This is a genomic window from Paenibacillus sp. FSL W7-1279, from assembly GCF_037969845.1.
Lineage (GTDB): Bacteria > Bacillota > Bacilli > Paenibacillales > Paenibacillaceae > Paenibacillus_AQ.
This window is the reverse complement of the sequence record NZ_CP150215.1, coordinates 7,314,280-7,336,435: the sequence shown is the minus strand read 5'-3', so window position 1 is coordinate 7,336,435 and position 22,156 is coordinate 7,314,280. Positions and strand designations below refer to the sequence as shown.

The 22,156-nt window shown below is 48.8% G+C and carries 16 protein-coding genes and 1 pseudogene; 7 read left to right on the top strand and 10 right to left on the bottom strand.

Annotated features, from left to right (window positions below; genetic code table 11):
- Window positions 1-12 precede the first annotated feature (12 nt).
- The 3 genes from MKY82_RS33215 to MKY82_RS33205 form a co-directional block, all read right to left on the bottom strand.
- Complete coding sequence (locus tag MKY82_RS33215; protein ID WP_339220648.1) at window positions 13-708, bottom strand: MIP family channel protein; 696 nt, start codon at window positions 706-708, stop codon at window positions 13-15.
- A 165-nt stretch (window positions 709-873) separates the two neighbouring features.
- The gene (locus MKY82_RS33210; RefSeq protein WP_339295180.1) at window positions 874-2,379 is read right to left on the bottom strand and encodes a dienelactone hydrolase family protein; all 1,506 of its coding nucleotides are present in this window, start codon (window positions 2,377-2,379) and stop codon (window positions 874-876) included.
- A gap of 203 nt (window positions 2,380-2,582) precedes the next feature.
- Complete coding sequence (locus tag MKY82_RS33205; RefSeq protein WP_339295179.1) at window positions 2,583-8,054, bottom strand: isopeptide-forming domain-containing fimbrial protein; 5,472 nt, start codon at window positions 8,052-8,054, stop codon at window positions 2,583-2,585.
- A 562-nt stretch (window positions 8,055-8,616) separates the two neighbouring features.
- Here MKY82_RS33205 and MKY82_RS33200 point away from each other — a divergent pair.
- Window positions 8,617-9,240: a class D sortase gene (locus tag MKY82_RS33200; protein ID WP_220687122.1), complete on the top strand. Its 624-nt coding sequence runs from the start codon at window positions 8,617-8,619 to the stop codon at window positions 9,238-9,240.
- Window positions 9,241-9,469: 229 nt separating this feature from the next.
- On the opposite strand, the gene MKY82_RS33195 is transcribed toward MKY82_RS33200, so the two are convergent.
- Genes MKY82_RS33195 through MKY82_RS33185 form a run of 3 tightly spaced genes read right to left on the bottom strand, consistent with a single transcriptional unit; the run spans window position 9,470 to window position 12,348 of the window.
- The gene (locus MKY82_RS33195) at window positions 9,470-10,075 is read right to left on the bottom strand and encodes a response regulator transcription factor (protein ID WP_339295178.1); all 606 of its coding nucleotides are present in this window, start codon (window positions 10,073-10,075) and stop codon (window positions 9,470-9,472) included.
- Window positions 10,072-11,193, bottom strand: a complete 1,122-nt coding sequence (locus tag MKY82_RS33190) for a sensor histidine kinase (RefSeq protein ID WP_220687124.1) — start codon at window positions 11,191-11,193, stop codon at window positions 10,072-10,074. The genes MKY82_RS33195 and MKY82_RS33190 overlap by 4 nt, the downstream gene beginning before the upstream one ends.
- An 18-nt stretch (window positions 11,194-11,211) precedes the next feature.
- Window positions 11,212-12,348: a DUF418 domain-containing protein gene (locus tag MKY82_RS33185; protein ID WP_220687125.1), complete on the bottom strand. Its 1,137-nt coding sequence runs from the start codon at window positions 12,346-12,348 to the stop codon at window positions 11,212-11,214.
- 243 nt (window positions 12,349-12,591) lie between these two features.
- Here MKY82_RS33185 and MKY82_RS33180 point away from each other — a divergent pair.
- From MKY82_RS33180 to MKY82_RS33170, 3 genes and pseudogenes are all read left to right on the top strand, one after another.
- Window positions 12,592-13,094: pseudogene (locus MKY82_RS33180) on the top strand (ankyrin repeat domain-containing protein); the annotation flags it as partial.
- A 212-nt stretch (window positions 13,095-13,306) separates the two neighbouring features.
- On the top strand, window positions 13,307-13,939 hold the full coding sequence (locus MKY82_RS33175; protein WP_339295177.1) for a hypothetical protein: 633 nt from the start codon (window positions 13,307-13,309) through the stop codon (window positions 13,937-13,939).
- A 351-nt stretch (window positions 13,940-14,290) separates the two neighbouring features.
- Window positions 14,291-16,393, top strand: coding sequence for a TerD family protein (locus tag MKY82_RS33170; protein WP_339295176.1), 2,103 nt, complete (start codon window positions 14,291-14,293; stop codon window positions 16,391-16,393).
- Window positions 16,394-16,505: 112 nt separating this feature from the next.
- On the opposite strand, the gene MKY82_RS33165 is transcribed toward MKY82_RS33170, so the two are convergent.
- The 3 genes from MKY82_RS33165 to MKY82_RS33155 form a co-directional block, all read right to left on the bottom strand.
- Entirely contained in the window at window positions 16,506-17,063 is a 558-nt protein-coding gene (locus MKY82_RS33165; RefSeq protein ID WP_339295175.1) for a thymidylate synthase, read from the bottom strand.
- Between the two features lie 10 nt (window positions 17,064-17,073).
- Window positions 17,074-17,508 (bottom strand): VOC family protein, encoded by a 435-nt coding sequence (locus MKY82_RS33160; RefSeq protein ID WP_339295174.1) that lies wholly within the window; start codon window positions 17,506-17,508, stop codon window positions 17,074-17,076.
- A 94-nt stretch (window positions 17,509-17,602) separates the two neighbouring features.
- Window positions 17,603-19,048 (bottom strand): DEAD/DEAH box helicase, encoded by a 1,446-nt coding sequence (locus MKY82_RS33155; protein WP_339295173.1) that lies wholly within the window; start codon window positions 19,046-19,048, stop codon window positions 17,603-17,605.
- Between the two features lie 266 nt (window positions 19,049-19,314).
- On the opposite strand from MKY82_RS33155, the gene MKY82_RS33150 reads away from it, so the two are divergent.
- Window positions 19,315-20,187, top strand: a complete 873-nt coding sequence (locus MKY82_RS33150; RefSeq protein WP_339295172.1) for an SMI1/KNR4 family protein — start codon at window positions 19,315-19,317, stop codon at window positions 20,185-20,187.
- 76 nt (window positions 20,188-20,263) lie between these two features.
- Here the strand turns inward: MKY82_RS33150 and MKY82_RS33145 are convergent, their stop codons facing one another.
- Window positions 20,264-20,617, bottom strand: coding sequence for a helix-turn-helix transcriptional regulator (locus MKY82_RS33145; protein ID WP_220687130.1), 354 nt, complete (start codon window positions 20,615-20,617; stop codon window positions 20,264-20,266).
- Window positions 20,618-20,777: 160 nt separating this feature from the next.
- Here MKY82_RS33145 and MKY82_RS33140 point away from each other — a divergent pair, with 160 nt between their 5' ends.
- On the top strand, window positions 20,778-21,140 hold the full coding sequence (locus MKY82_RS33140) for a hypothetical protein (protein WP_339295171.1): 363 nt from the start codon (window positions 20,778-20,780) through the stop codon (window positions 21,138-21,140).
- Between the two features lie 115 nt (window positions 21,141-21,255).
- Entirely contained in the window at window positions 21,256-21,996 is a 741-nt protein-coding gene (locus tag MKY82_RS33135) for a Bax inhibitor-1/YccA family protein (protein WP_194540171.1), read from the top strand.
- Window positions 21,997-22,156: the final 160 nt, after the last annotated feature.

Genomic DNA, 22,156 nt, shown 5'->3' with positions numbered 1-22,156 from the left:
ATAGTTTACAAGTCACGACTGTTTCCCCTTAGGTTTGCTATTCAGCAGCTGGTATACGGCAACGGCCAGCGCTGAGCCGGCAAGCGGGGCGATAAGAAACACCCACACTTGGGATAAGGCCTGCCCGCCAAGCAGAAGTGCGGGTCCCAGGCTTCTTGCAGGGTTAACGGATGTTCCCGTTAAGGCTATTCCTAAAATATGTACGAAAGCGAGTGTCAGTCCGATCACAAGGCCGGTTACGTTTCCGTTGCTCTCCGTAGAAGTTACGCCCAGGATCGTATAAATAAATACGAAGGTTAAAATGATTTCGACAACGAATGCCATAGTGGTTGAAATCCCGATCCCATACCCAGGGCCGAAACCATTCTGACCGAGCCCCGTTGTGGGCATACCCGCGGAGACGATGATGGCGTACAGAATAGCGGCGCCCGCAATGGCACCGGCGATTTGCGAAACAACGTACCCGATGAAGTCGGTACCGGTTAGCTTACGTTTAATAAGCATGGCAAGTGAAACCGCCGGATTGATATGACATCCCGAAATCGGACCGATGACGTAGGCCATCGCTACGATAGACAGCCCGAATGCCAATGCAATCCCCAAATGGCCGAGCTCTCCTCCCGCCGTAGCGGCACTGCCGCAGCCGAACAGAACAAGCACCAAAGTTCCAATGAACTCGGCAGCGTACTTTTTGAATGACGCGTTCATAATCTACCTCCTAATAATTAAAAATCGATTCTCATTATATATGAGGCAAATAGACAAAAACTGGACATAGAGCGGGAGGATGTCTGATTTTTGAACAAAAATGACCCGCAAGGGATCACTTTTTCCAAAGTGCCTTATGCGGGTCATCGACTCATACTTATGGATTTAATCACCTTGAAAAACCGAATTCGGATATTTCACTTCCGGATACTCCTCCGTGGGACCGGCTAGAAGCTTACTCTCGATTCCGCGTAAATGCTGGTTGAAAAACTCCAAAAGATAGCGATTGACGATTTCTGCGCCCCTTGCTCCATTCAAGCTTCCGGTCATGCCAGTCAGTCCGATAAGCGGAGAGTACAGCTGGAGATCGGTGAAGTTATAATGTCCGGCTCCTTCAATATAAATGGTTCGTCCATACCCTTGCTGCGATAAACGGTCCATCAGCTTCAGTTCCGCTTCCCGATTCGCCAGTATGGTGTCAAATTGTTCTCTCGTTAACCGGAGCTCCTTGAGCTCAGCAACCGTGGCGGGTGTTTTGCGGTACTTCGCCTGCTGCTCGTTGACATTCTTAAAATCTTCGGATTCCATGAACATAAACGGTTTCTTCATGTCGTCACGGTTCTTCGTTATGAACAACGTGCCATCCATATTCACGCCGGCCTTGATTCGCGGGTTGGAATAAACGGCTTCAAAAGCTGCTGCTCCACCGAAGGAATGACCCAGCATCCCGATGTTGTCCATATCCAGCATTCCTTCGAATTTGCTGGCGACGGCCCCTGAGTGCAGCTTCTCTAGCTGATCCACAATAAATGCTGCATCCTTGTTCCACACATCTAAAATGGCGCGGCTGTCTTCAAATAATCGCTCTTGAGACTGCTCCGTAAGGAATCCGGTCATGCGTCCGTCCGGAAATGCGGTCATAACGGTACTATAAGTATGATCGACTGCGAATACGATATAGCCGTGGCTGGCAAGATGTTCAGCCTGCGACGTATGCAAAATTCTGCCGACCCCCATGCCGTGTGACAGCAGTACCACTGGATACGGATTGTCCGCGGGATGCAAATCGGTATGGATAGATGTATTGGCCTTGCTGTATTTCCAGTAGTCGAGGGCGGGAGCGGGAAGGCCCAGATATCCGGAATAAGCTTGCATATAGGCATGGAAGAGCCCTCTGTCCTTAGGGAACACTGAATTTTTCTCGGCGCTCCGTCCAGATTCCGCAGCAGGGTACCATACCTGAACGACCATCTCTCGCTTGTCGCCCTTCTGCTCGGTAAACGTTTCTTCCCGGTCGGCATCGATAAAATGGAATGTTTCCGTTCCCACACTGAACTCGCCTGAAGGCTTGGGTAAATGAAAGACCGGCAGCAATACCGATAAGGCAACCGATACGCCCAGCAAAACAACGGATAGAGCCAAAATCGTGTAACGAAGCGGTTTTCCTACCTTTTTGCGTCTAAATAAGACGAAGGTGAGGAGCAAAGCAGCGACGATATAGGCCGGAATCATCTGCCACCTATAGCCCTCAAACAGCAGTTGCGCTGCTAACAGTGAGCCACAAGCGACGCCGGCTATAGCCCCTGTCATCCGGTTGATTGTGTTACGAAATAGTAAGACCATCAGCACCAAAACGCTGGATGTTATCAACAACATTTCCAATACTCGCATACGTTCTCTCCCTTATTGCTCCAGTTTCTTCTAATCGTAACGGATCAAGGTTAAAACGAACGGGCAGTTCCGTTTAAAAATGGTTTAAATATGGGAGAGTCGTATTCGTAGAGGATGGGCGTTTCAGCTCATTTAAGGAAAATCGCCTCAAAATAACAGCTGCCCCCCAAGTCGTGTTCACTTGGGGGGCAGCTGTTGGTTGTTTATACTTTTCTTTTTCTTAACAAAAGCAATCCTGCAAGAAGCATAATAGCTCCGGCTAACATGTAGCTGTACATATTCGTAGCCGTATTCGGTAATTTATTTCCGTTAGGCTCGTTCGTTGCCGGATCTCCGGACTCAGCCGGATCTCGTGGAGTCGAATCCGATACGCCTAATGTTGAATCGTCATGATCTTCCGGTGTTTGTGCCCCGGTATTCGAATCCCCGTTGGAGTCTCCATTCGAGTCCTCATTCGGGTTCCCGTTGGAATCGCCATCCGAATCTTCGTTCGGATTTCCGTTAGGATCTTCATTCGAGTCTCCATCGGAATCTCCCGTTCCACCCGGGTTCGTAGTATTTCCACCATTGTTCTCGTTGTCTGTCACTTCAATGACATTCGATGGCTTCTCCGGACTGGTCACATTATCCCCTGTGACTTCACCGATGTTTACGATCGATTTGCCGGCTTGTCCCGCCTTGATGGTTGCCTGGAACGTAATCGTATGCCATTCGGTATCAGCAATCCGTCCAAAGTTACCGCTCACTTTGCCGTTAACATATTGACCTTTGTCGCCATCAGAGTTATCGGTTACGGAAATACCGTCCACCTTCAGGCTGCCTGCTACATATGCCAGTCCTTCCGGCAGGATATCGGCAATCACAAGGTTCGATACATAGCTGCCGGCAACGGTATTGCGTGCGGAGATTGTATACTCCATCTTATCGCCAACCCCGATGATGCCACCACTTAGATCCCGCGATGTCTTCCGTGACTCGATGACTGGGGAAGGCGGAGTCGGTGGTGTTACAGGCGGTGTAACTGGTGGATCCGGATCTACCGGCGGATTGACTGGTGGGTCGACTGGCGGATCAACCGGTGGGTCCACCGGCGGCGTATCGCCTTCCTCAACCACAATCTCATCCGTTGGACGGCTTGGCTGATCGATGTTGTCTCCGGTAATCTCTCCGGTATTTCGGATCGATTCCCCTGCGTTTGCTACGATTTTCGCCCGGAACTCGAGCGTATGCCATTTCGTATCCCATACATCCCCGACGTTACCGACTACCCGACCTGAGGCATAGTGGCCTTGGTCGCTATCCTTGTCATCGGTTACCGAAACGCCGTCGACCTTCAAACTGCCCGGAATATATTCCAGACCAGCCGGCAGCGTATCGGTGATGGCCAGATTGGCCATGTACGTGTCCTCTATTACCGTTCTTGTCCGGATCACATAGGTAACCGTATCTCCGACTTCAAACGTATCCTTGCCCGCTTCAAGATTTGTTGCGGACTTCTCGGATACGACAATCGGCTCTCGCGGATAGACCTTGACTTCTTCTTCCGGCCTACTTGGCTCGTCGAAATTGTCGCCGCTGACGTCGGCAATATTTCGAATATCCTTGCCGGCTTGTCCGGTTTGGATCGTCGCATGGAATTGAAGCACATGCCACTCCTTATCCCAGATGTCGCCGAATCCGCCATACACCGCGCCGGTTACACCGTATACATCCCCGGTGACATAATGACCGTTATCGTCGCCTTCCTCATCGGTGGCGGTTTTGCCGTCCACGGTTAGGGTGTTCGGCACGTATTCCAGTCCTTCCGGCAGCGTATCCGTAATCTTCAAATTCGAGATATACGAATCTTCCGTCACCGTTCTTGCCCGAATGGTGTAGACCACCGTATCCCCGACTTCAAAATGGGTTTTACCCGTATCCAGGTTTTCGGCGATCTTCTCCGATTCCACAACCGGATGGCGCGGATAGACCTGAACAACTTCCTCGGCATTGCTCGGCGTGCTTACATTCTCGCCGCCGGCGACGGCGGTATTGCGAATATTCTTGCCGGCTTGGCCCGTCGCAATGACCGCTTCGAATTCAAGCGTGTGCCACTCGGTATCCGTGATATCCCCGAAAAGGCCGACTACCTGGTCGCCATTATACAGACCACCGTCTTGATCGCTCTCGTCATCCGTGACGGAGACGCCGTCTACCTTCAGGCTGCCCGGTACATATTGCAGTCCAGCCGGCAGATCGTCGGAGATGACCAAACTGCTGACGAAGCTGTTAAGGACCGTATTCCGTGCCTGAATCGTGTACCGCAGCGTATCGCCTGGTTCAGGATGGTCAGGGTCCGTGTTTCCAGCGGCCTTGGTTTGAAGGACTGCCGATTTGTCGGACTCCAGAACAGGAGGATTGAGACGGACCGGTGTTGTGGTTTCGTTCGTTTCCTTCTCTTCCGTGTCGCCTGTTAATAAGTTGTCGTAGCTGATTAGCGCTTTGTTTTTAATTTGCTGATTGGCAGCGTTCGCTAAGACCTTGACTTTAAATTGCACGGTAACGCCATCTGCCAATTGGCTCGTATTCGCTAAATCGCCTAACTTAATGCTGACCTGGCTGCCTTCAAGGCGACCTTCGTCGGCATCGTCCGCATCCGTCAGGTCCTTGGTGGTCGAGCCTTGGATCAATTTCATGGAACCAGGGACGTATTCCGTTCCTGCAGGAATCAGATCCGTCACACTTGCATCGGCTGCGATGTCTCCGCCTTCGTTCTTGATCTGAATCGCGTAGGTTACTTCATCGCCGGCACTCACTTCTTGTGGAGATGCGGTCTTGTTGGCCGTTACACACGGTGCCGTGCCAAGGAAGATGTCATCGATGAAGTTGCCTGCACCTATGCTCGCGCTTGCTGTGCTCACCGCCTCAAAGCCGAAGCGAGTGACCTTTTGCCCAGCAGGGACTTTATAAGTACCCGTATAGGTACCCCACGCGGTTTTATCATCCGTCATTTGTCGTTGGACTTCGGCATCGTAAGGGTTAGCCGTTGCTGCCCCAATACGAAGCTGCATCGTGTCAACCCCATTCCGCCCCATATGGGATAGGCGCCAATATATGGTTTGCCCAGGGGTTGTCTTCACATCCTGATACAGCATCCCGTTTTCGAAAGCATTGAGTTCTGCCCATTTCCCGCCATCAGGGGGAGCCGGCCAGTTCTTTACAACCGAAGGATTATTTCGTGCCCAGTCCCATAGCTCAATGACTGGATAACCGTTAGCATCGTCCGTGGTCTTCCATCCAGGTACTTCGGATTCATAATAGTAAAGCCCGGACGTATTAACAGCAGATCCTTTGACAGCGCCTTGCTCAAAACTGCCGTTAATCATCGCTACCGGAGCCGGGCACACATTGGCTTCGCCGGTTATTGACGTACTCACTTCATTTGTAGCTACCTCTTCTGATTTGTTTGTCAAAAGGTTTTCATATTTGATAATGGCCTTGTTTGTCGTGACGATGCCCTCATACCCGGACAACACCTTCACCTTAAATTGAATGGTTTTTCCTTGAGGCAATTGGGCGGCATTCGGCACCTCACCCAAATCGATCACGATCATGTCGCTGCTGCTATCATAGTGGGAGTCGTTAACCGGTTGGCCATCCACCACAATAGAGCCTTGAACAAATTCAGTTCCAACAGGAATGCTGTCTTCAAAAATTACATTTGCTGCGGCGTCGCCGCCGTTGTTCTTAACCGTCACTTCATACGTTAATTCTTGACCGGCAGATGCCTCTCCCTGTGGAGATACTGTTTTATCTGCAATGACGCAAGGTTCTGTTCCGAGGAAAATATCATCGATGAAGTTACCTGCTGCCGGGTTGCCGCCCGTGGATGAGACGGCTTCGAACCCAAAGCGTGTCATCGTTTGGCCGGTCGGAACGACGTAGGTACCGGTATAATATTTCCAAGCGTCCTTACCCGTCGTTAGTTGGTCGACAATCGGAAGAACCTTCGGATCCACATTGGCCGAACCTATTTTGACAGCCATGGTATCCACGCCGAGTCTTCCTTTATGCGCTATCCTCCAATAGATCGTTTGCCCGGGAGTCGTCTTCACATCCTGATATAGCTGTGCAGGCTCTTTGCTATTCAATTCCGCCATTTGCTTCCCATGGGGAACAGCATTCTTAAGGCCTTGTTGATCGTTAGGAGAACCAGGCTGGATTTGATCCATTAAACCTTTGTTAAATATTTCGAAGGATCCCGTAGAATCGGTTGTCTTCCAGCCGGGTACGTATTGACCTTGGACCGAAAAATAGCCTGGGCCGGCCGGGAATCTGGGATCGTTAGCCGCATACACCGGCTCCTCAAAGCTGCCATTGATCAACGCTACCGGCGCTGGGCACGTGGCTGGAGGAGTTGTTCCGGTCGTAACCGTCGAAACGACTTCATCGGATTGAATGGTTCCCGATTCATTTGAAGACACGGTGGCTGTATTTGTGATCTTGGTGCCAACCGCTGTATTGTCCTTGGCTTTCACGCGGAATGTAACAACGGCAGCCCCGTCTTCCCCAACCAATAGGGAACCGTTCATGGCAGACGGATTAGGCGACTTAACCAACATGCCTTCATTTGCAAATAGAGGACTTGTTCCGTTAAGATCAGCGACTGCTTTGCCATTCAAAGTCGTGCTGTCCGCTACATATTCCGTATCGTCTGGCAGCTGATCTTTTAGAACGGCTCCGCTCGCCGATACATTTCCGCTGTTTATTACTCTCAGCGAGTATGAATATTCTTGCCCGGGTGAAATCTCATTGCTCTTTTCAGTACCGTTAATCCATTTTTCAACGGTCAGTTTCGGTGCATATGTAGGATAAGCTCCTGACGTAAGATCCCAGAGCAAATTAATATCCGGAACCTGCCCAATTAATGTCAAAAGGTTATTTTCAGGATTTCCAATATACATGGCCCCTGATGCATCCGAAATCAGCAATTTCCCATCCGGTAAAATACTGATGCCGCTGCCCCAAGTGATCGGATTCGTTCCGTCCGAAAGCCTAAACTCACCGAGCGCGTGCTTATCCAGTGTTTTCGGATTAAGTCTGACAAAGGATTCGTCACCAGTCTGAATATAATAGATATTTCCTTCCTGATCGTATACGAGATCCCGTATATCCGTATCTAAACTTGTAAGCGTGGTTATCTGTCCAGAGCTCAAATCGAGATTCCGAATCTCGCGCTCAATGGTCCCTGAGACGTCCCTTTGAACATTATAGGTGAACGTTGAACCGTCTGGGCTAACCCCTCCGGCACCGACTACCGTCCACCCGGAGTTCGTTGCCGCCAGGGTACTGGTTCCATCCGGCGTAATTTTATGGATCTCTCCGGTACTGTACCTAAGTCCATAAAAAACACCTTGATTTCGATCTAAACCAATCCCATCGAAAACGGAGTTCAGAGGTACTGTCCCGATCGGGGTTCCCGATAGCGACTGGCCGTCAAATTGGTACAACCATGAGGTGCCATCGGCAGCCCTAACCGTTGCATAGGAATCGGTGCCATTAATGGTTATTCCTCCTGCAGCCTCCACAGGTACTGTCATTACAGGCTGTAACCCGCCAAGAATAACTAATAAGATGGAAAATTGAATGAAAATCCGTTTCAATACGGTTTTTCCTGCCGAGCGGGTAGAATGCAATTTTGTCTCCCTCCAATCGTTATGTTTTCGGATCACCGGAGCTTTAGTGCGATATGCTCATCTCCTGTTTCCGGCACCACTCCTTTTCACCTCCAAATTTATACAATTTCCCGTCAAGTATAAGCTAGCAACCATTTATCGACAATATTCCCGTGGTACCATATATAACCAGCAAAAAATGGACGTTTGGCCCATACCATGATTCGACAAAAAACTACAATGTTGCCGTGCTTAAATAGGCAGTTTGTTTAGGCTGTTGGTCACCGTATGACTTCAATAGATAACGCTGGAATTGCGTTTCCAGTGGGAGGTTAGCAATTGGACGAAGCCCCAACCTAATATAGATTCAGGTGGAGCAAATCCTTAGTACAGAGAGGGGGAAATCCTGCAGGGGGGACATATTACTTTTGGCTTATTGTGCAGCAGAAGTATGGCCTTCAGCTGGATTTTATAGATAAGAAACAGTAAGATAACATTGTAAAAATATAGAGGATAATCAAACTCTTATTGGCTATCCGGCAGTCATCAATTGATATATTAATGCAGACTGGAAGGAGAGAACATGCGAAGAATAGTAGGTATGCTGTTGCTGCTCGCAGGTATGGGGATCGTGACTTTCGCTGTCATTCAGTATGTCGAACACCAGGCAAACTTGAAGGAAGCTATGGCGGAAGCAAACGAACTGATTCGCCAGTCAAATACAATAGATGCTTCGAAAGAACGGCGTGCGGATCCTATATCCTATCGTGATCAAGTGATCGACAAATCCAAGTTCGATCCAAAACCGAACGATGTGATCGGAATGCTTCAAATCCCAAAGCTGGAAGCAGAACTTCCGATCATCGAAGGTACGGATGAAGAGATGCTCGAGAGAGGCGTCGGGCATTACAGCGGTACCGCTTTTCCAATGGATAACGAGCAGATTTTGCTGTCTGGGCACCGGGACACCGTTTTTCGGGATTTCGACAAGTTGTCGGTAGGGGATCATTTTATCGTAAAGCTACCTTACGGTACCTTTGAATATGAGATTAAAAGTACGGATATTGTAGATAAAGACGATACATCGGTGATTCGTTCTATGGGAACCGAGGTGCTGGTCATTTCGACCTGCTATCCGTTTCGCTTTGTAGGAAATGCGCCGGAGCGTTATATTTTCTATGCTTACCCAGTCGGGGAAGATGGATAGATTGGGACACAGACTCGCATTGCTTTTGTAAGTGTGTACTCAATAAAAAACAACGCAGCTAATGAGGCTGCGTTGTTTTTTTATCTAAAGAATGTATACTTTATTACCTTTCGAGCTTTTCGCTGACTTACATAACGCTACTAACCGGTACGGGGTTCAAGCAAAAACAGCAGCGCTGCAATAGCGGGAGCATGCTTATCGGTACCATTTGAGCTGTGTCCGAGGATGTTTACAGCCACCCTTTCTCCTCGGCGATCGCCACGGCCTGCTGCCGGGAATCCGCCTCCAGCTTCTGTATGGCGGAGGAGAGGTAGTTGCGAACGGTGCCTCTCGTCAGGAACAGGGCTTTGCTGATGTCGCCGGTGGTCATGCCTTCCTTGGTTAAGCGAAGCATTTCGATTTCCCTTTCGCTGAGCGGATTCTCCTCCTTCATGAAGAGCGCGGCCGCCAGATCGGTGCTCACAATCCGCTCGCCCTTCATGACCCGCCGAATGGATTCGATCAGGAAATCGATCGGCTCATCCTTTAACAGATATCCCTCTACTTGAGCATCCATAGCTTTTTGCAAATAACCCGGGCGCGCAAAGGTTGTAACGATCATGATTTTGCAGGGCAGACCTGCTTGTCGTATGGATTCGGCCAATTCCAGGCCGTTGATATGAGGCATCTCGATGTCGAGCAGGCACACGTCAGGCTGATGCTGCCGGATCGCGTCCCAGGCTCGCTGCCCGTCGGGCACCTCGGCAACGACCTCGATGTCATCTTCGAAATGAAGCAATGAGGCGAATGCACCGCGAAGCATTTTCTGATCTTCCGCAATAACGATTCGAATCATGAAGCGTCCTCCTTTTCATGGCGGCGAAGCGGGAGATTCAAGGATACCCTGGTGCCTCCCTCAGGCGATGGGGCGATGGCGAAAGAGCCGCCAAGCGTCTTCATCCGCTCCATGATCGACGGGATGCCGTTTCCGTCGCCGTTCCCCGCCAGCCCTACGCCGTCATCCGCAATATGGATTCCGAAGGCATGGTCCTTCGTTTCCAGTCTGATCGTGCACCGCTTGGCACGGCTATGCTTGATGATATTGGTCATGGCTTCCCGGACGCACAGCGCAAGCATCGTTTCCTCCACGCTGGATAACAGCGGGAGTTTCTCCGGATTCTCGATGCTCAGCGAAATTCCTGCTGTATGCAGCAGTTTGGCCGAATGCTCCAGCTCGCTTGCCAGCGAGATGAACTTCATATCGGATACCAGCTCCCTTACTTGCTTCAGGGCCGTTCGGGTGGTATCGAGAATCTCGCTTAGCTCTCGCTTGGCTTGGGCAGCATCCTTATCCACCCATTTCGTTGCCAGCTCGCTCTTCATTTTGATCATCATGAGGGTCTGTCCCAAGGTATCGTGGAGATCCCTGGCGATACGCTGCCGCTCCTCCTGCTGGATATACTTTGCAATCTGCTCGTTGGCTTCATCCAGCTCCCCCTGCAGGCTTTTCGCTTTCTCCTTAATGTAGATGACGATCGGATATACCGATTGAATGATCATGATCGGAAGGTAAATGGCATTGGACGTTTCGAGCAGGGGATCCTTTCGGAAAACGAACACGAGCAGGAATGATAGGGCAATGGCCCCGCTGCCGATGGCGATATGCACCTTGGACTTGGACCGGCCCAGCAAGTCGGCAAAAATAATCCCGAACATCAGGGTGGTCGGCCCCGTATATACCGCGAGTACGCCAATGGCGAACAGGCCTGTCAGCACGGCAGCGAGCAGCCAGCCGTCCCGGCGCCACAGGGCGATATAGAACGAAACAAGGAACAGCAGGAGCAGCAAGAGGCTGCCCCACAGTCCCAGCGCCGTATCCAAACGAAACACCTGGTAGCATAAGAATACGGTCAGTACGACATCGATGAGCAAATAACTTTTAATCTGATCCCTCGGATACAGCTTATAGAACATATCTAGCCTCCAATCCGGCTATCTTGATTCGAAGAAACCTACCGCCTGTTTACGGACGGTTTCCATGGGTCCCAGCTTGAAGCCGCGAAGCCACAGGGATGCCATGCCCAGCTGAAACGCGGATATTACCAGCCAGACGGCGATAATGGCGGCCGAATTCAGCTCGCCGGCAAGGCCCAAGCCCCAGCCGTAGAATACCGCGGATGCCATGATGTTCTGGAGCACGTAGCAGCTCAGCGACATTTTCCCGGCGTTCTCCAGAAGGCGCCACAGCCATTCCAACTTCGTATATTGTATCATTCTCGCCAAAATTGCTATATACCCCATGGACATCAGCGGGGCGAATAAATAGCGCACCGGCAGATCGAAAGCGCCGCCAGGCACAAAAATAAGCAGGTTGAGCGGTACGCCCACATATATCCCCAGCCTAAATAGCCTTTTCCGCAGGCTTTTGCCGTTCTCGTCCGGGGAGAATACGCCTGAGCGCATGAAGCGAATCCCGAGCAGGAACAGAAACACGTTAGTCGGTATCACCAGGATGGCTTCCATTCGCAGCGGAAGGAAGTTCGCCAGCCGATATTGGACTTGCTCCATCCAGGTGCCTTCCTGATAAAGGGCAACAACATCGTCAAAACTGCCCAACGATACGCTTGCGCCGCTCGCCAGCATTAGTCCCGCGAGGGCCAGAATCGCAATAGCGAAGACGCTGCCGATTACGTTCATCGTACGTGCGATGAGCCGGTCGCCGCCCTTTACGATGAAGGCTGCAATGATGGCGGTTACTCCATAGCTCATTAAGATGTCATACTCCATGACCAATATAAAATGCAGCAGGCCTTCGAAGACCAGAAACAGGACGGTCCACAAATAAACGCCAGGCCACGGCTTTCCCTTGCGCTTGGCCTGCCGATACTTCATTTCCAGACCGACGCCGAACATGATGGTCAGCAGTCCGAGCAGTTTCCCGTTCACAAGGAATAAGACAATCATGCGAAGTAAGTCATTCGCTCCCCACCAACCGGAATGATCAAAGGTGGTAATGTAGCTGAGGTCCCCCGCATGCGCAAAAATCCAAATATTCGTCCCGAGCGTTCCCAGGATCGCGAAGCCCCGCAAAATATCCAGCAGGCGGATTCTGTCCTTTCGTTGTTCCATCTCCCATTCCTTCTTTCTTCTAAGTTCTCTTGTCACTATTGTAGGAACGATCCGACCGGCGCAACATTCACACCTGTAAAGAGATCCGTATGACACGTGTCATAAATGTTGGGAAAGGGTGGTGTGAGAAGGGGTTCTCGTCATGATTTGAAAATTGTGGAATAATAGAAGAAAACAGGAGGAGTGATCATGTACATCGTATCGGCACCAAGGCAGCTGTCGTGGCGCCGAAGTGGATAAGATCCGTTCATTCATGAGCTGGGGTTGGATATCAAGCTGCATGGCAGCGTTGTACTGCGCCAAGCCGTGTCGGACCATGGTTATAAGACCCTCGATTATCTACTCGATTATGGGGCGGACATCAATTATAATCAGCCCGATATGGTCTATCCTTATCGAGCGACTCCGTTAACGATTGCTGCGCGGATGGGGAATCTTGCCATGGTTAAGCATTTAATTGAGCGAGGCGCGGACGTGACGATAGCGGAAAAAGACGGGGAACGACCTTATACGATTGCTGTGAGTAATAAAGATACCGCCTTGGCGTACTATTGAAATCGCTGGAGCCGGCTGAATATCATAGTTTAGAGAACAAGAAGTATGCGCTGAAAAAATATAAATTGACCGATGAACTCGTTCGCTTTCTGACAGGAGACCAGTTGCGGCTTGAGCTATCGCAGAATGAATATGAAATCGGGTATATCGACTTCTTTGCACTGACGGATATAATCGAGAGAAAAGTCGGAGGCACCTGCAACCTCAAATTTAAACTCATTGTCTATCGTCATATGCTTTACTTCGATAAAGTTGCCTTTTTGAAAGGCGGGGATATTTACGATCGGGATGACGGTTCTTACCACTGTGTGGATAGCCTGCCATTTAGTTTCGTGACGCTTAGATCCAGCAATACTTAGAAAGGGGATGAATCCGTAAACGTCAGGGATTCAGGAAAATGGCTATGAATCATTTCAGGAACATTTTAGAAGAGAGAACAGAAAGTATACTTTATTCCGCAAGCCCATGTTCATCCGAACATGCCGCGGGCTGGATCGGCGGCAATGCCCCGGCCTATTTCGACGACAAAGCGGATACGATCCATGATGGCGACCAGAACTATTACTTTTATTTAAGTCTCGTTCATCCGTTCAAGCCAGCATCTATGATCTCCATTTTCATCCCTAATGACTATGAGGAATACGTGGAGCACAATCAATACCCCGATTGCTCAATCAAGGTGATGGAGCATCCGATGACCGACGAGAGCTTGAACGATCATGTTGCGCACCCGGGCCTAATCAAACATCTTATTTCGCATCCAGAGTCATGCAGCGACTTCCAGTCGATCGATCAGTCTTTCCTGGTCAAATTCGGCGGGAGTCCGAGACTGGTTCAAGATGAAGATTATTATTCGGAGAGGCTGAGGGAGGAAGGGTTCTCCTTTTTGTTGCAGGTAGACGAGGAAGGGTATCCCGAGACGCTGCTCCGAGAGGACAGCAGTTATCCTTTTGGTTTTGGAGCTCTGTATATTTACGCCAAAATCACCACGAATGACGTTCAGGACCTGATAGCGGGCTTCTGGCAGTTCTCATAAATATAAATAACAATTTACCCAAAAAGCGATTGCCGGGACCTGCGGCCGTCGCTTTTTTTTATCACGAATGAGAGTGAAATCATTCCTCATTTTCCAAAGTCGTAATACTTTCGCCCTGTTGGCCGGCTATCGGGTATGGGATGATGGGTTCATCAAAGATTTGAGGTCATGGACTTTGAATCTTTGGCCTTCAGGCTATTGCGATCCTTCCTTCTATTTCAATTGGCGAACCTAGGGTCGCAGCTTTCCTGAAGGAGTTTTATTCAAGAGAGGAGGCGTCCAGGCTATCATATTCCTTCCTTCTATTATTCCTTTAATGACATTAGGGATATGGCTCTCCTGGACTCTTTTATGATGATGAATACCATTTATTTGCGGAGAGCGAACAAATTGATTGTAAGCGAAGGCCAAGGGCCGGGTCGGCTCTCGAAAGCTTATTTGGCGACGGCCATAAAAAACATCGAACACCTTGGATTTGCGTTCTCATATCCACTATTACACGCGATCCGTACCTTATCCGAGGAGCAGTTTGAAGCGCTTTATCAACCACTAATTGACGATTTAAGGGTGCTGGTAGGTGCGCATGTGAAATATGAGCCGATGTATCCTGCTTTCCCGAAGCAGGTGATGGATGAGGAAGATGCGGAGCTCTATCTGAATGCCATCTATCATTATCTTACATGGGATTTGCCTGAGTATGAGCTTGAGGAGAGACCTCCGCTGCAGGACGAAGTCAAACTGAAGGTTATTGACCTGGGGAGCAAAGCGGACTTCTATGCCATGATACGTCAGCTTATCCAGGCTAAAGGCTCCATCTCCCAGACAGATAAAGAGGATATTGAGACCGTTATCGAGCATGCAAATCCCGATGAACTGGAAGCCATTCTTCCTCCCGAGATTCCGTTCAAGGAGAATGCGGGATTCGTGGCAGCCTCATTAATGAAGCATGACAAGGGGAATGTCGAGCTGATCGGGCGTTATTTCAAAACCGCAACCGATGTCCTTCGTCTGGCGGTGGCGTGGTCAGACGGAGATGCCAGTCTGGCGGAAGCCACGCGGTTTCGTAAATTTAAGCGGCGTGAAAGACGACTGCTGCTCGGATTGCTGGAACGCTGCCATCCGATAACGGAGGATATGCTCAAATTTAAGGACCGTTGGATTCGTTTGGGTGAAATTCTGCATCCATCCGAATATAAGCATCGGTATATACGCTGCGAGGAAGCTTTTGATATTTTACGCAATCGTAAGCCCTTTACCACGTATAACGGGAGTGTGGAGCTTGCTTTTCAGTACAACCAGGTCTGGAATTTGATTGATCTGTTGATGCAGCGTCCGGGGGAATTTGCCCGCAGATTGGATCAGTTATTGCGATCCACCGAACATACGGAGTATGTTGCACTGGCTTTTGGCGAAGTCGCGAGTCAAGTATCGACGCCGGTATTGCTGCAAGTGAAGGAGCATTTTGCCCGCCGCCGTGAGCCTCAAGAGCTGCGCGTCTTTTTTCCAAAAGGAAATGTGGCGAAAGCCTTTGCCGTACCCCATACGCTCCCGCAGATTGATGAAGCGGCATGCCGGAACATCGTGCAGGTATGCGAGCAGGCGTTGATCCAGCGGTTTGCCGCACTGCCGCCCTTAGGAAAGGCCTATGTCGACGAGCGCTTGAAGGACTATCACGTGCCGTTCTCCCAGAGATCGGCAAGCAAAGCCCTGCATACGTTGGTTCGGGGAAGCCGCGTGCCGATGACGGAAGGGGATACCATTCGTTTCTTCAGCTGGTGGAAGGAAGGACACGTTGACGGGGAGCCTACGGGCCGTGTGGATATTGACTTGTCCGCCGTCATGTATGATCAAGATTGGCAGTACGTCGAGCATATCTCTTATACGAATCTGCGGTCATCCAATTACAAGGCTGTGCACAGCGGAGATATCGTGTCGGCTCCTCAAGGAGCATGCGAGTTCATTGATTTGCATATTCCATCCATCGTCCAATATCGGGGGCGTTATATTGTAGCGACTCTTCATTCGTTTACGAATCAACCGTACTGCAACCTGCCGGAGTGCTTTGTGGGCTGGATGATGCGCAAGAAACCCGGTTCCGGTGAAATATTCGAGCCCTCGAAGGTGGCTAATAAAATCGATGTCGCGGCAGATACGCAGATCGCTATTCCTGTTATCTTGGATTTGGTGGAACGTACGGTTATCTGGACCGATCTGTCCCTGACGAGACATCCACATTACTACAACAACGTAGAAGGGAATCAGAAGGGGATGGTCTTGATGGGCAAAGCCATGACAACCCTACGGAAACCTGACCTGTATGATCTTTTCAAACTGCATGCCAAGGCAAGAGGAGAGTCGGTAGATACAGCGGATCAGGCCGAAACGATCTTTTCGGTGGAAAATGGGGTTACTCCATTCGATATTGAGCAGATTATGGCGGAGTATGTGGTGTAAAAGTGGATGCAATGGGAGGTCATGATGAATAAGGAGCAGCTTACGCTGCTCCTTTTGGGGCTGGAGCGTGAAGTAACATAGAAGGTGAAGCATAGTTTCGGCTTTGAGAGGTTTACTTCCCTAAAAGACGACCATCATCATTCCATTTTCCATACATTTTATTCATACGAGTATGTTCTATAAATTTATCCAATCGTGTATGATACAGACCTGCGTCGCTCTGCACAGACTGGATGTTGTCGATCCTGACTCTAACATACACCTCTGGCAGGGCTTTGAAGTTGTGATACAGCCCTTCATCCTGCTGCAACTCCATCAATATAGATTCTTGAATTACAAAAGCTTCGGTCCTCATATCAGGCAGTACTTTCTTTCCTGCTTCAGTCATGAGGCCTAATCGCTCTAACCGTCGGACACGCTCTTTATTGAGCTCTGACCAGTTGCTGTTTTTCTTCCTGGGTGAGAATCGTTGTGCTGTATGCGTGGCATCCATTTTTTTACGTGTGCTGTCAATCCAGCCAAAACATAAGGCTTCCTCAACCAAATCCAGATAATTTACGGAAGGATCGGTAATGATCGACCAACAATAATCTTCAGCACGGTGATTATCGCTTAACCACTTCCGCCAATCCTGCCGAGTCTGCACGTGTACCGTCTTATCGATTTCCATGTTTTTTGGGTCACCCCTGGCTTCGTGAATTCAGCATCTCTAGATAGTGAGCATTGTACATCATACCGAGCACGTTGCCGAATGGATCTGTAACAGATGCCGTGATGAAGCCTTCCCCCCGATGTACGAGCGGCTCGTACTCTTTAGCACCCATGGATTTCAATTGGCTGAAGGTGGCTTCTATATCATCGACATGCCAGTACATGATCGCTCCGCCGGGGCCGGACATTGGTTGTGCAGGGGCAAAACGGCGATCAATGAGACCCAGCTCGTGCTGGTAGTCTCCAACTCGAAATTCGGCATAGGCCAGTTGACCATCGGGTCCCGAACGTTCGAAATAAGGTGTTATACCCAGCAGATCCGAATACCAAGCCTTTGCCGCTTCCATATCGTCCGCCCAGTAACTGATGGTCGCAAATCCTCGTAAAGTTGGATGTGTGCTCATAGTTTTTATTTCCTCCTATAACCCGTTATGATGGTTGTTATAGCTATTATGAGCTGCGATGACTGACGGCGTTATGTCAGTGTTCCTACAAGTTTTATTTATTCCCTTGGCGCACCTTTAACAGTTTGCCTTTTACCGTCGTGTTTTTCATCATTTCAAGCACGAGAGGTCCCTTGCCATTCAGAATCTCAACATCCGTCACAAAATCGTGGATCGTAATAATCCCAATATCGTCGGCGGTTACCCCTTCAAGCTTGGCAATCGTTCCGACAAAGTCTACGGCTCTAAGCTTCTTTTTCTTGCCGCCATTGAAGTTAAGCTTCATAATTTGTTTGTTTAATTGCTCACGCTTATCCTTTTTCAGCTCGGGTTGGATTCTTAGTTTGTGCCCGAAAGCTTCTCGCTGGTGATCGACTTCTTCTTTGGAGGGAGCTTTCACTACTGGTATGGGAAACCCAATATACTCTTCAATGTCGGCTAATCTTCTATCGTCCCTTGGTGTGACGAAAGTAATCGCTTTACCGGTTTTGCCTGCTCGTCCCGTACGTCCCGTGCGATGAACATAGCTTTCCTTCTCAAGCGGGATATCGTAATTAATCACATGAGTGATATTCGTGATATCGATACCTCTGGCGGCTACATCCGTCGCTATCAAGTAACGGAATTGCCCTCTTCTGAACGCATTCATGACCTCGAAACGCTCTTCCTGCTCCATTCCACCGTGAATACGATCACATGGGTAGCCAAGATCAGCCAATGATCTGAATAGATTATCCACATGCTCTTGCGTACGGCAGAACACGATACAGCTCTCCGGACTCTCAACAATGAGCAGATCCTGAAGAAGGGCGAGTTTCCTCGTCTCCATCACCTGAATAAGCTCGTGTTCTATCGTGGCAGTTGTTATACCGCTTGCTTGAATCTCAATGTGGGCAGGATGGTTCATATATTTGTGGGCCAAATTGGCCACATCCTCAGGAAACGTAGCGGAGAATAACATGGTGACCCTGTCACGCGGCAGCCGTTGAATAATCGACTGAACCTGCTCAATAAAGCCCATATTCAGCATCTCATCCGCTTCGTCAATGACGAGATAAGCAATCCGCTCCAGTGAGAGCGATCCGCGTTCCATATGGTCCAGCACACGTCCCGGCGTACCCACAACCATGTGCGTTCTTTGCTTTAACTCGGCTTTTTGTATGTGAAAAGGATGTTTCCCAAAAAGAGGTGTTGCTTTGATCCGCTTAAAACGCCCAATATTCGTGATATCTTCGTTGACCTGTAACGCCAGTTCGCGGGTTGGCGTCAGGATTAATGCCTGCGGCTTATTCTCATTCCAATCCACTAGCTCGCAGAGCGGGATCCCATAAGCAGCTGTTTTGCCGCTACCTGTTTGTGATTTGACCACCAGGTCCCTTTTCTCAAGCGCAACCGGAATGACTTCCTGTTGTACCTCCGTCGGTGTCTCATAGCCCAAGCTATTCAGCGCTTTAACAATCGATTCGCTTAATTGATAATCCGTAAAGTGTTTCTTACTCATCTTCAACCTCTTCTACGCTATATTCGAATACCTATATATACCGGCTCTCACCGTACATCTACAGTATGCTCATTTATTATACTGTGAATCTGGTTTTGATATTGAAATTTATACATTCTAACCAGAAGGGATCGTAAAGCAGATCCAAATAGAGCATAGTCACGTACAAGGGCATAGTATGCACCGCTAGCTTCACTATGCTGGAGAGTGACATGCCGGAATGGTATAATCTCAGAAAGGATGATTAGTGTGGGAGGCGTGAAACGATGAGTGAGGAGCTAATAGAGCAGCTGGAAGAGTGGCATGAAGAGGATGAATTTGAAGAGATCGTAGATGCGATTACGGAGATTCCTGCGGAAGATCGCGATTATGTGCTGATCAGTCACTTGGGCAGAGCGTTGAATAATCTTGAACGTTATGAAGAGGCGGTTGAGCAATTCCTGGCCATTCAAGAAGAGGGCAAGGACGATCCCTTATGGCATTACCGCATAGGCCTTGCTTATTACTATTTGGAGCGGTATGAAGATGCTCGCAAAGCATTTGAAGTGGCCGATCACCTGGATCCCGGCGACGAGGATACGTTGGAGTTTCTGGAGTGGATTCGGAACAAAACCGCTCCGCAACCTGCTAAGGAACCCAATGCGGTGTCTTATACGGACCCCAATGTGCTGAATTTCTGGGATGATGGCGCGCTTGAGGTTGACCAATACGTGTCGGCTCCGCCTACGGATGAATTGATTGAATCCGTGGAGGAAGCACTGGTCTTCAAACTTCCCGCCTCTTATATCCAAGCAATGAAATTACATAATGGCGGGATTCCCCGCAACCGGAAGTTTCCTATCGGAGATGGAGCCCAGGATTATATTGAAATTACAGGTATTTTGGGCATTGGACGAGAGAAGAAAAAATCATTGTGCGGAAGCTTGGGCAGCCGCTATATGATAGAGCATGGCGGATATCCTGAGATTGGTGTGGTCATTTGCGATTGTCCTTCCCAGTCCGAGGTCGTGATGCTAGACTACCGTTCATCCGGAAATGACGGGGAGCCTGAAGTCATCCATGTGGACAAGGCTAATGATTACAAAATAACCCGCCTTGCTGCGAATTTCGAGGCTTTCGTTGGCGGCTTGAAACAATAACATAAGCATAAAATGAATGAAGCATCTCCTACCGTGGGAGATGCTTTTTCTTTGTATATGTAAAGATGGGGGTTGATTAGTTCTCCCGATGATCCAGTGTATCCACGATGTCTTTAAGTACACGAAAGAGCAGCTTGCTTTCAGACAATGTACGAGAATAAAGTAGCGAGCTGATGGATTCTAGGACCTCTGCCTTCTCACTTGCGGTATCCAGACTATCTGTCTCGTGGAACTGGAACATAGCTGCTGACGATACTCCTAATCCCTCGATGATCTTTTCCAGTGTTTCAATGGATATATTTCGTTCCCCGCGTTCTACCGTTCCTATGTAAGAGGCGTTTATCCCAGCCTTTTCTGCTAGTTCCTCCTGTGTCATTCCCTGTTTTTTTCTGAGCTGCTTGATTCGTTCGCCTATCATTTTTAGGAGCATCTTTAACCACCTCTATTTCAGATTAAAGAAGTAGTATGGGAACAAACAGAATATAATATTCAATATTTTATTGTGAATAGTGCTTATATACACTAAAATAACCTTATTAATCCAAGTGTCTCCAACTTTAACTTTAGCTAAAGGATCAGGTGGACAAAGAATGCAGTATCTGAATGTATTATTAGAATCTTTGGATGATAAGAATGAGGCATACTTCTATGGGGAGCGCTTAGTAATCGATTATGTATTGCTTCCAGCTATTGAGCGTGAAGCTGAGGAGATCAATCAAAGGCTTCGTGAGGAGATTTATCGTCTGATGAATAGCATCGTCGGGAGCCTTCACGTCAATTTGTTTATCGTTAATGTAAATTACCTAGTGGACGAAGCCATCCTTGCATTCATGGATGTTTGCGGGAACAAAAAGGAAGTTCGATGCGTAGCACAAAAAAGACTAATGGTGTGGATTGCAGAAGAAGATCTTCATGATTTTCAGATCTATGGATTTTATCAGCTTCATCAATAGAGTTATTGAATTGATCCCAATTCCAATTCACCCGTGATGCTATATTTTTTGTATCCTAAAATATTCCAACCTATGCTAAAATGGATACAAAAAAGAAAGTTAGGGAGGCATTTAATTGATAGGGCGCAGTGGAAATCCGACACTAAACGAAGAAACATTTGAGAAGAGTGGGTATTACAACGGTCAGGAAACGATGACGATTGGCGGAACGGTGAATAAATCGTTCATGCTGCTCGCGCTGCTGATCGGGGCAGCGGTCATTTCATGGGCTATGTATTTTAACGGGTATGATGTATTCCCGTTCATGATCGGGGGAGCGATAGGCGGCTTTGTTCTGGCGCTGATCATCAGCTTTGTGCCGAAGGCAGCCCCTTACTTGGCACCGATCTATGCGATCGTGGAGGGGTTTTTCCTCGGTGCATTATCGGCTCATTATGAATATCTGTATTATGGAATTACATTACAAGCGGCTTTACTGACAATGTGCATATTCCTCGGTATGCTGCTCGCTTATAAAACAGGTCTGATCCGGGCAACCGCAGGCTTCAAAAAGGGTATTATTGCAGCAACCATCGGCGTTGCACTTGTATACCTGTTTAGCTTCGTTCTGGGCATGTTCGGTGTGGCGGTGCCTTACCTGCACGACAGCACTCCGATCGGCATCGGAATTTCGGTTGTCATCATCATTATTGCAGCCCTGAATTTCATACTCGATTTTAACTTTATCGAAGAGGGAGCACAGCAAGGTGCACCCAAATATATGGAATGGTACGGCTCTTTCGGTTTGTTGGTTACGCTCGTGTGGTTGTATATCGAAATTATCCGGTTGCTGGCGAAGCTGGCGAATCGGGATTAATATCTGGATGGGTACGGTCAACATCGCTGTCGGGGCATTCTCGACAGCGATTTTTTTAAGATATCAGAAAGGATATGGCCTTTGAAACAGTCGAATAATAAATTTCCTTCAGTAAACCCTACAAAGAGCGACTTGTGTTTAAATAATAAGTAGATACTGT

What these genes read in the sequence shown, in the direction of transcription:
- MKY82_RS33195 (WP_339295178.1), bottom strand. Translation starts at nt 10,075, where the DNA reads ATGATTCGAATCGTTATTGCGGAAGATCAGAAAATGCTTCGCGGTGCA.
- MKY82_RS33150 (WP_339295172.1), top strand. Translation starts at nt 19,315, where the DNA reads ATGAGTGAGGAGCTAATAGAGCAGCTGGAAGAGTGGCATGAAGAGGAT.
- MKY82_RS33200 (WP_220687122.1), top strand. Translation starts at nt 8,617, where the DNA reads ATGCGAAGAATAGTAGGTATGCTGTTGCTGCTCGCAGGTATGGGGATC.
- MKY82_RS33215 (WP_339220648.1), bottom strand. Translation starts at nt 708, where the DNA reads ATGAACGCGTCATTCAAAAAGTACGCTGCCGAGTTCATTGGAACTTTG.
- MKY82_RS33160 (WP_339295174.1), bottom strand. Translation starts at nt 17,508, where the DNA reads ATGAGCACACATCCAACTTTACGAGGATTTGCGACCATCAGTTACTGG.
- MKY82_RS33165 (WP_339295175.1), bottom strand. Translation starts at nt 17,063, where the DNA reads ATGGAAATCGATAAGACGGTACACGTGCAGACTCGGCAGGATTGGCGG.
- MKY82_RS33190 (WP_220687124.1), bottom strand. Translation starts at nt 11,193, where the DNA reads ATGTTCTATAAGCTGTATCCGAGGGATCAGATTAAAAGTTATTTGCTC.
- MKY82_RS33175 (WP_339295177.1), top strand. Translation starts at nt 13,307, where the DNA reads ATGAATCATTTCAGGAACATTTTAGAAGAGAGAACAGAAAGTATACTT.
- MKY82_RS33155 (WP_339295173.1), bottom strand. Translation starts at nt 19,048, where the DNA reads ATGAGTAAGAAACACTTTACGGATTATCAATTAAGCGAATCGATTGTT.
- MKY82_RS33145 (WP_220687130.1), bottom strand. Translation starts at nt 20,617, where the DNA reads ATGCTCCTAAAAATGATAGGCGAACGAATCAAGCAGCTCAGAAAAAAA.
- MKY82_RS33210 (WP_339295180.1), bottom strand. Translation starts at nt 2,379, where the DNA reads ATGCGAGTATTGGAAATGTTGTTGATAACATCCAGCGTTTTGGTGCTG.
- MKY82_RS33140 (WP_339295171.1), top strand. Translation starts at nt 20,778, where the DNA reads ATGCAGTATCTGAATGTATTATTAGAATCTTTGGATGATAAGAATGAG.
- MKY82_RS33185 (WP_220687125.1), bottom strand. Translation starts at nt 12,348, where the DNA reads ATGGAACAACGAAAGGACAGAATCCGCCTGCTGGATATTTTGCGGGGC.
- MKY82_RS33170 (WP_339295176.1), top strand. Translation starts at nt 14,291, where the DNA reads ATGATGATGAATACCATTTATTTGCGGAGAGCGAACAAATTGATTGTA.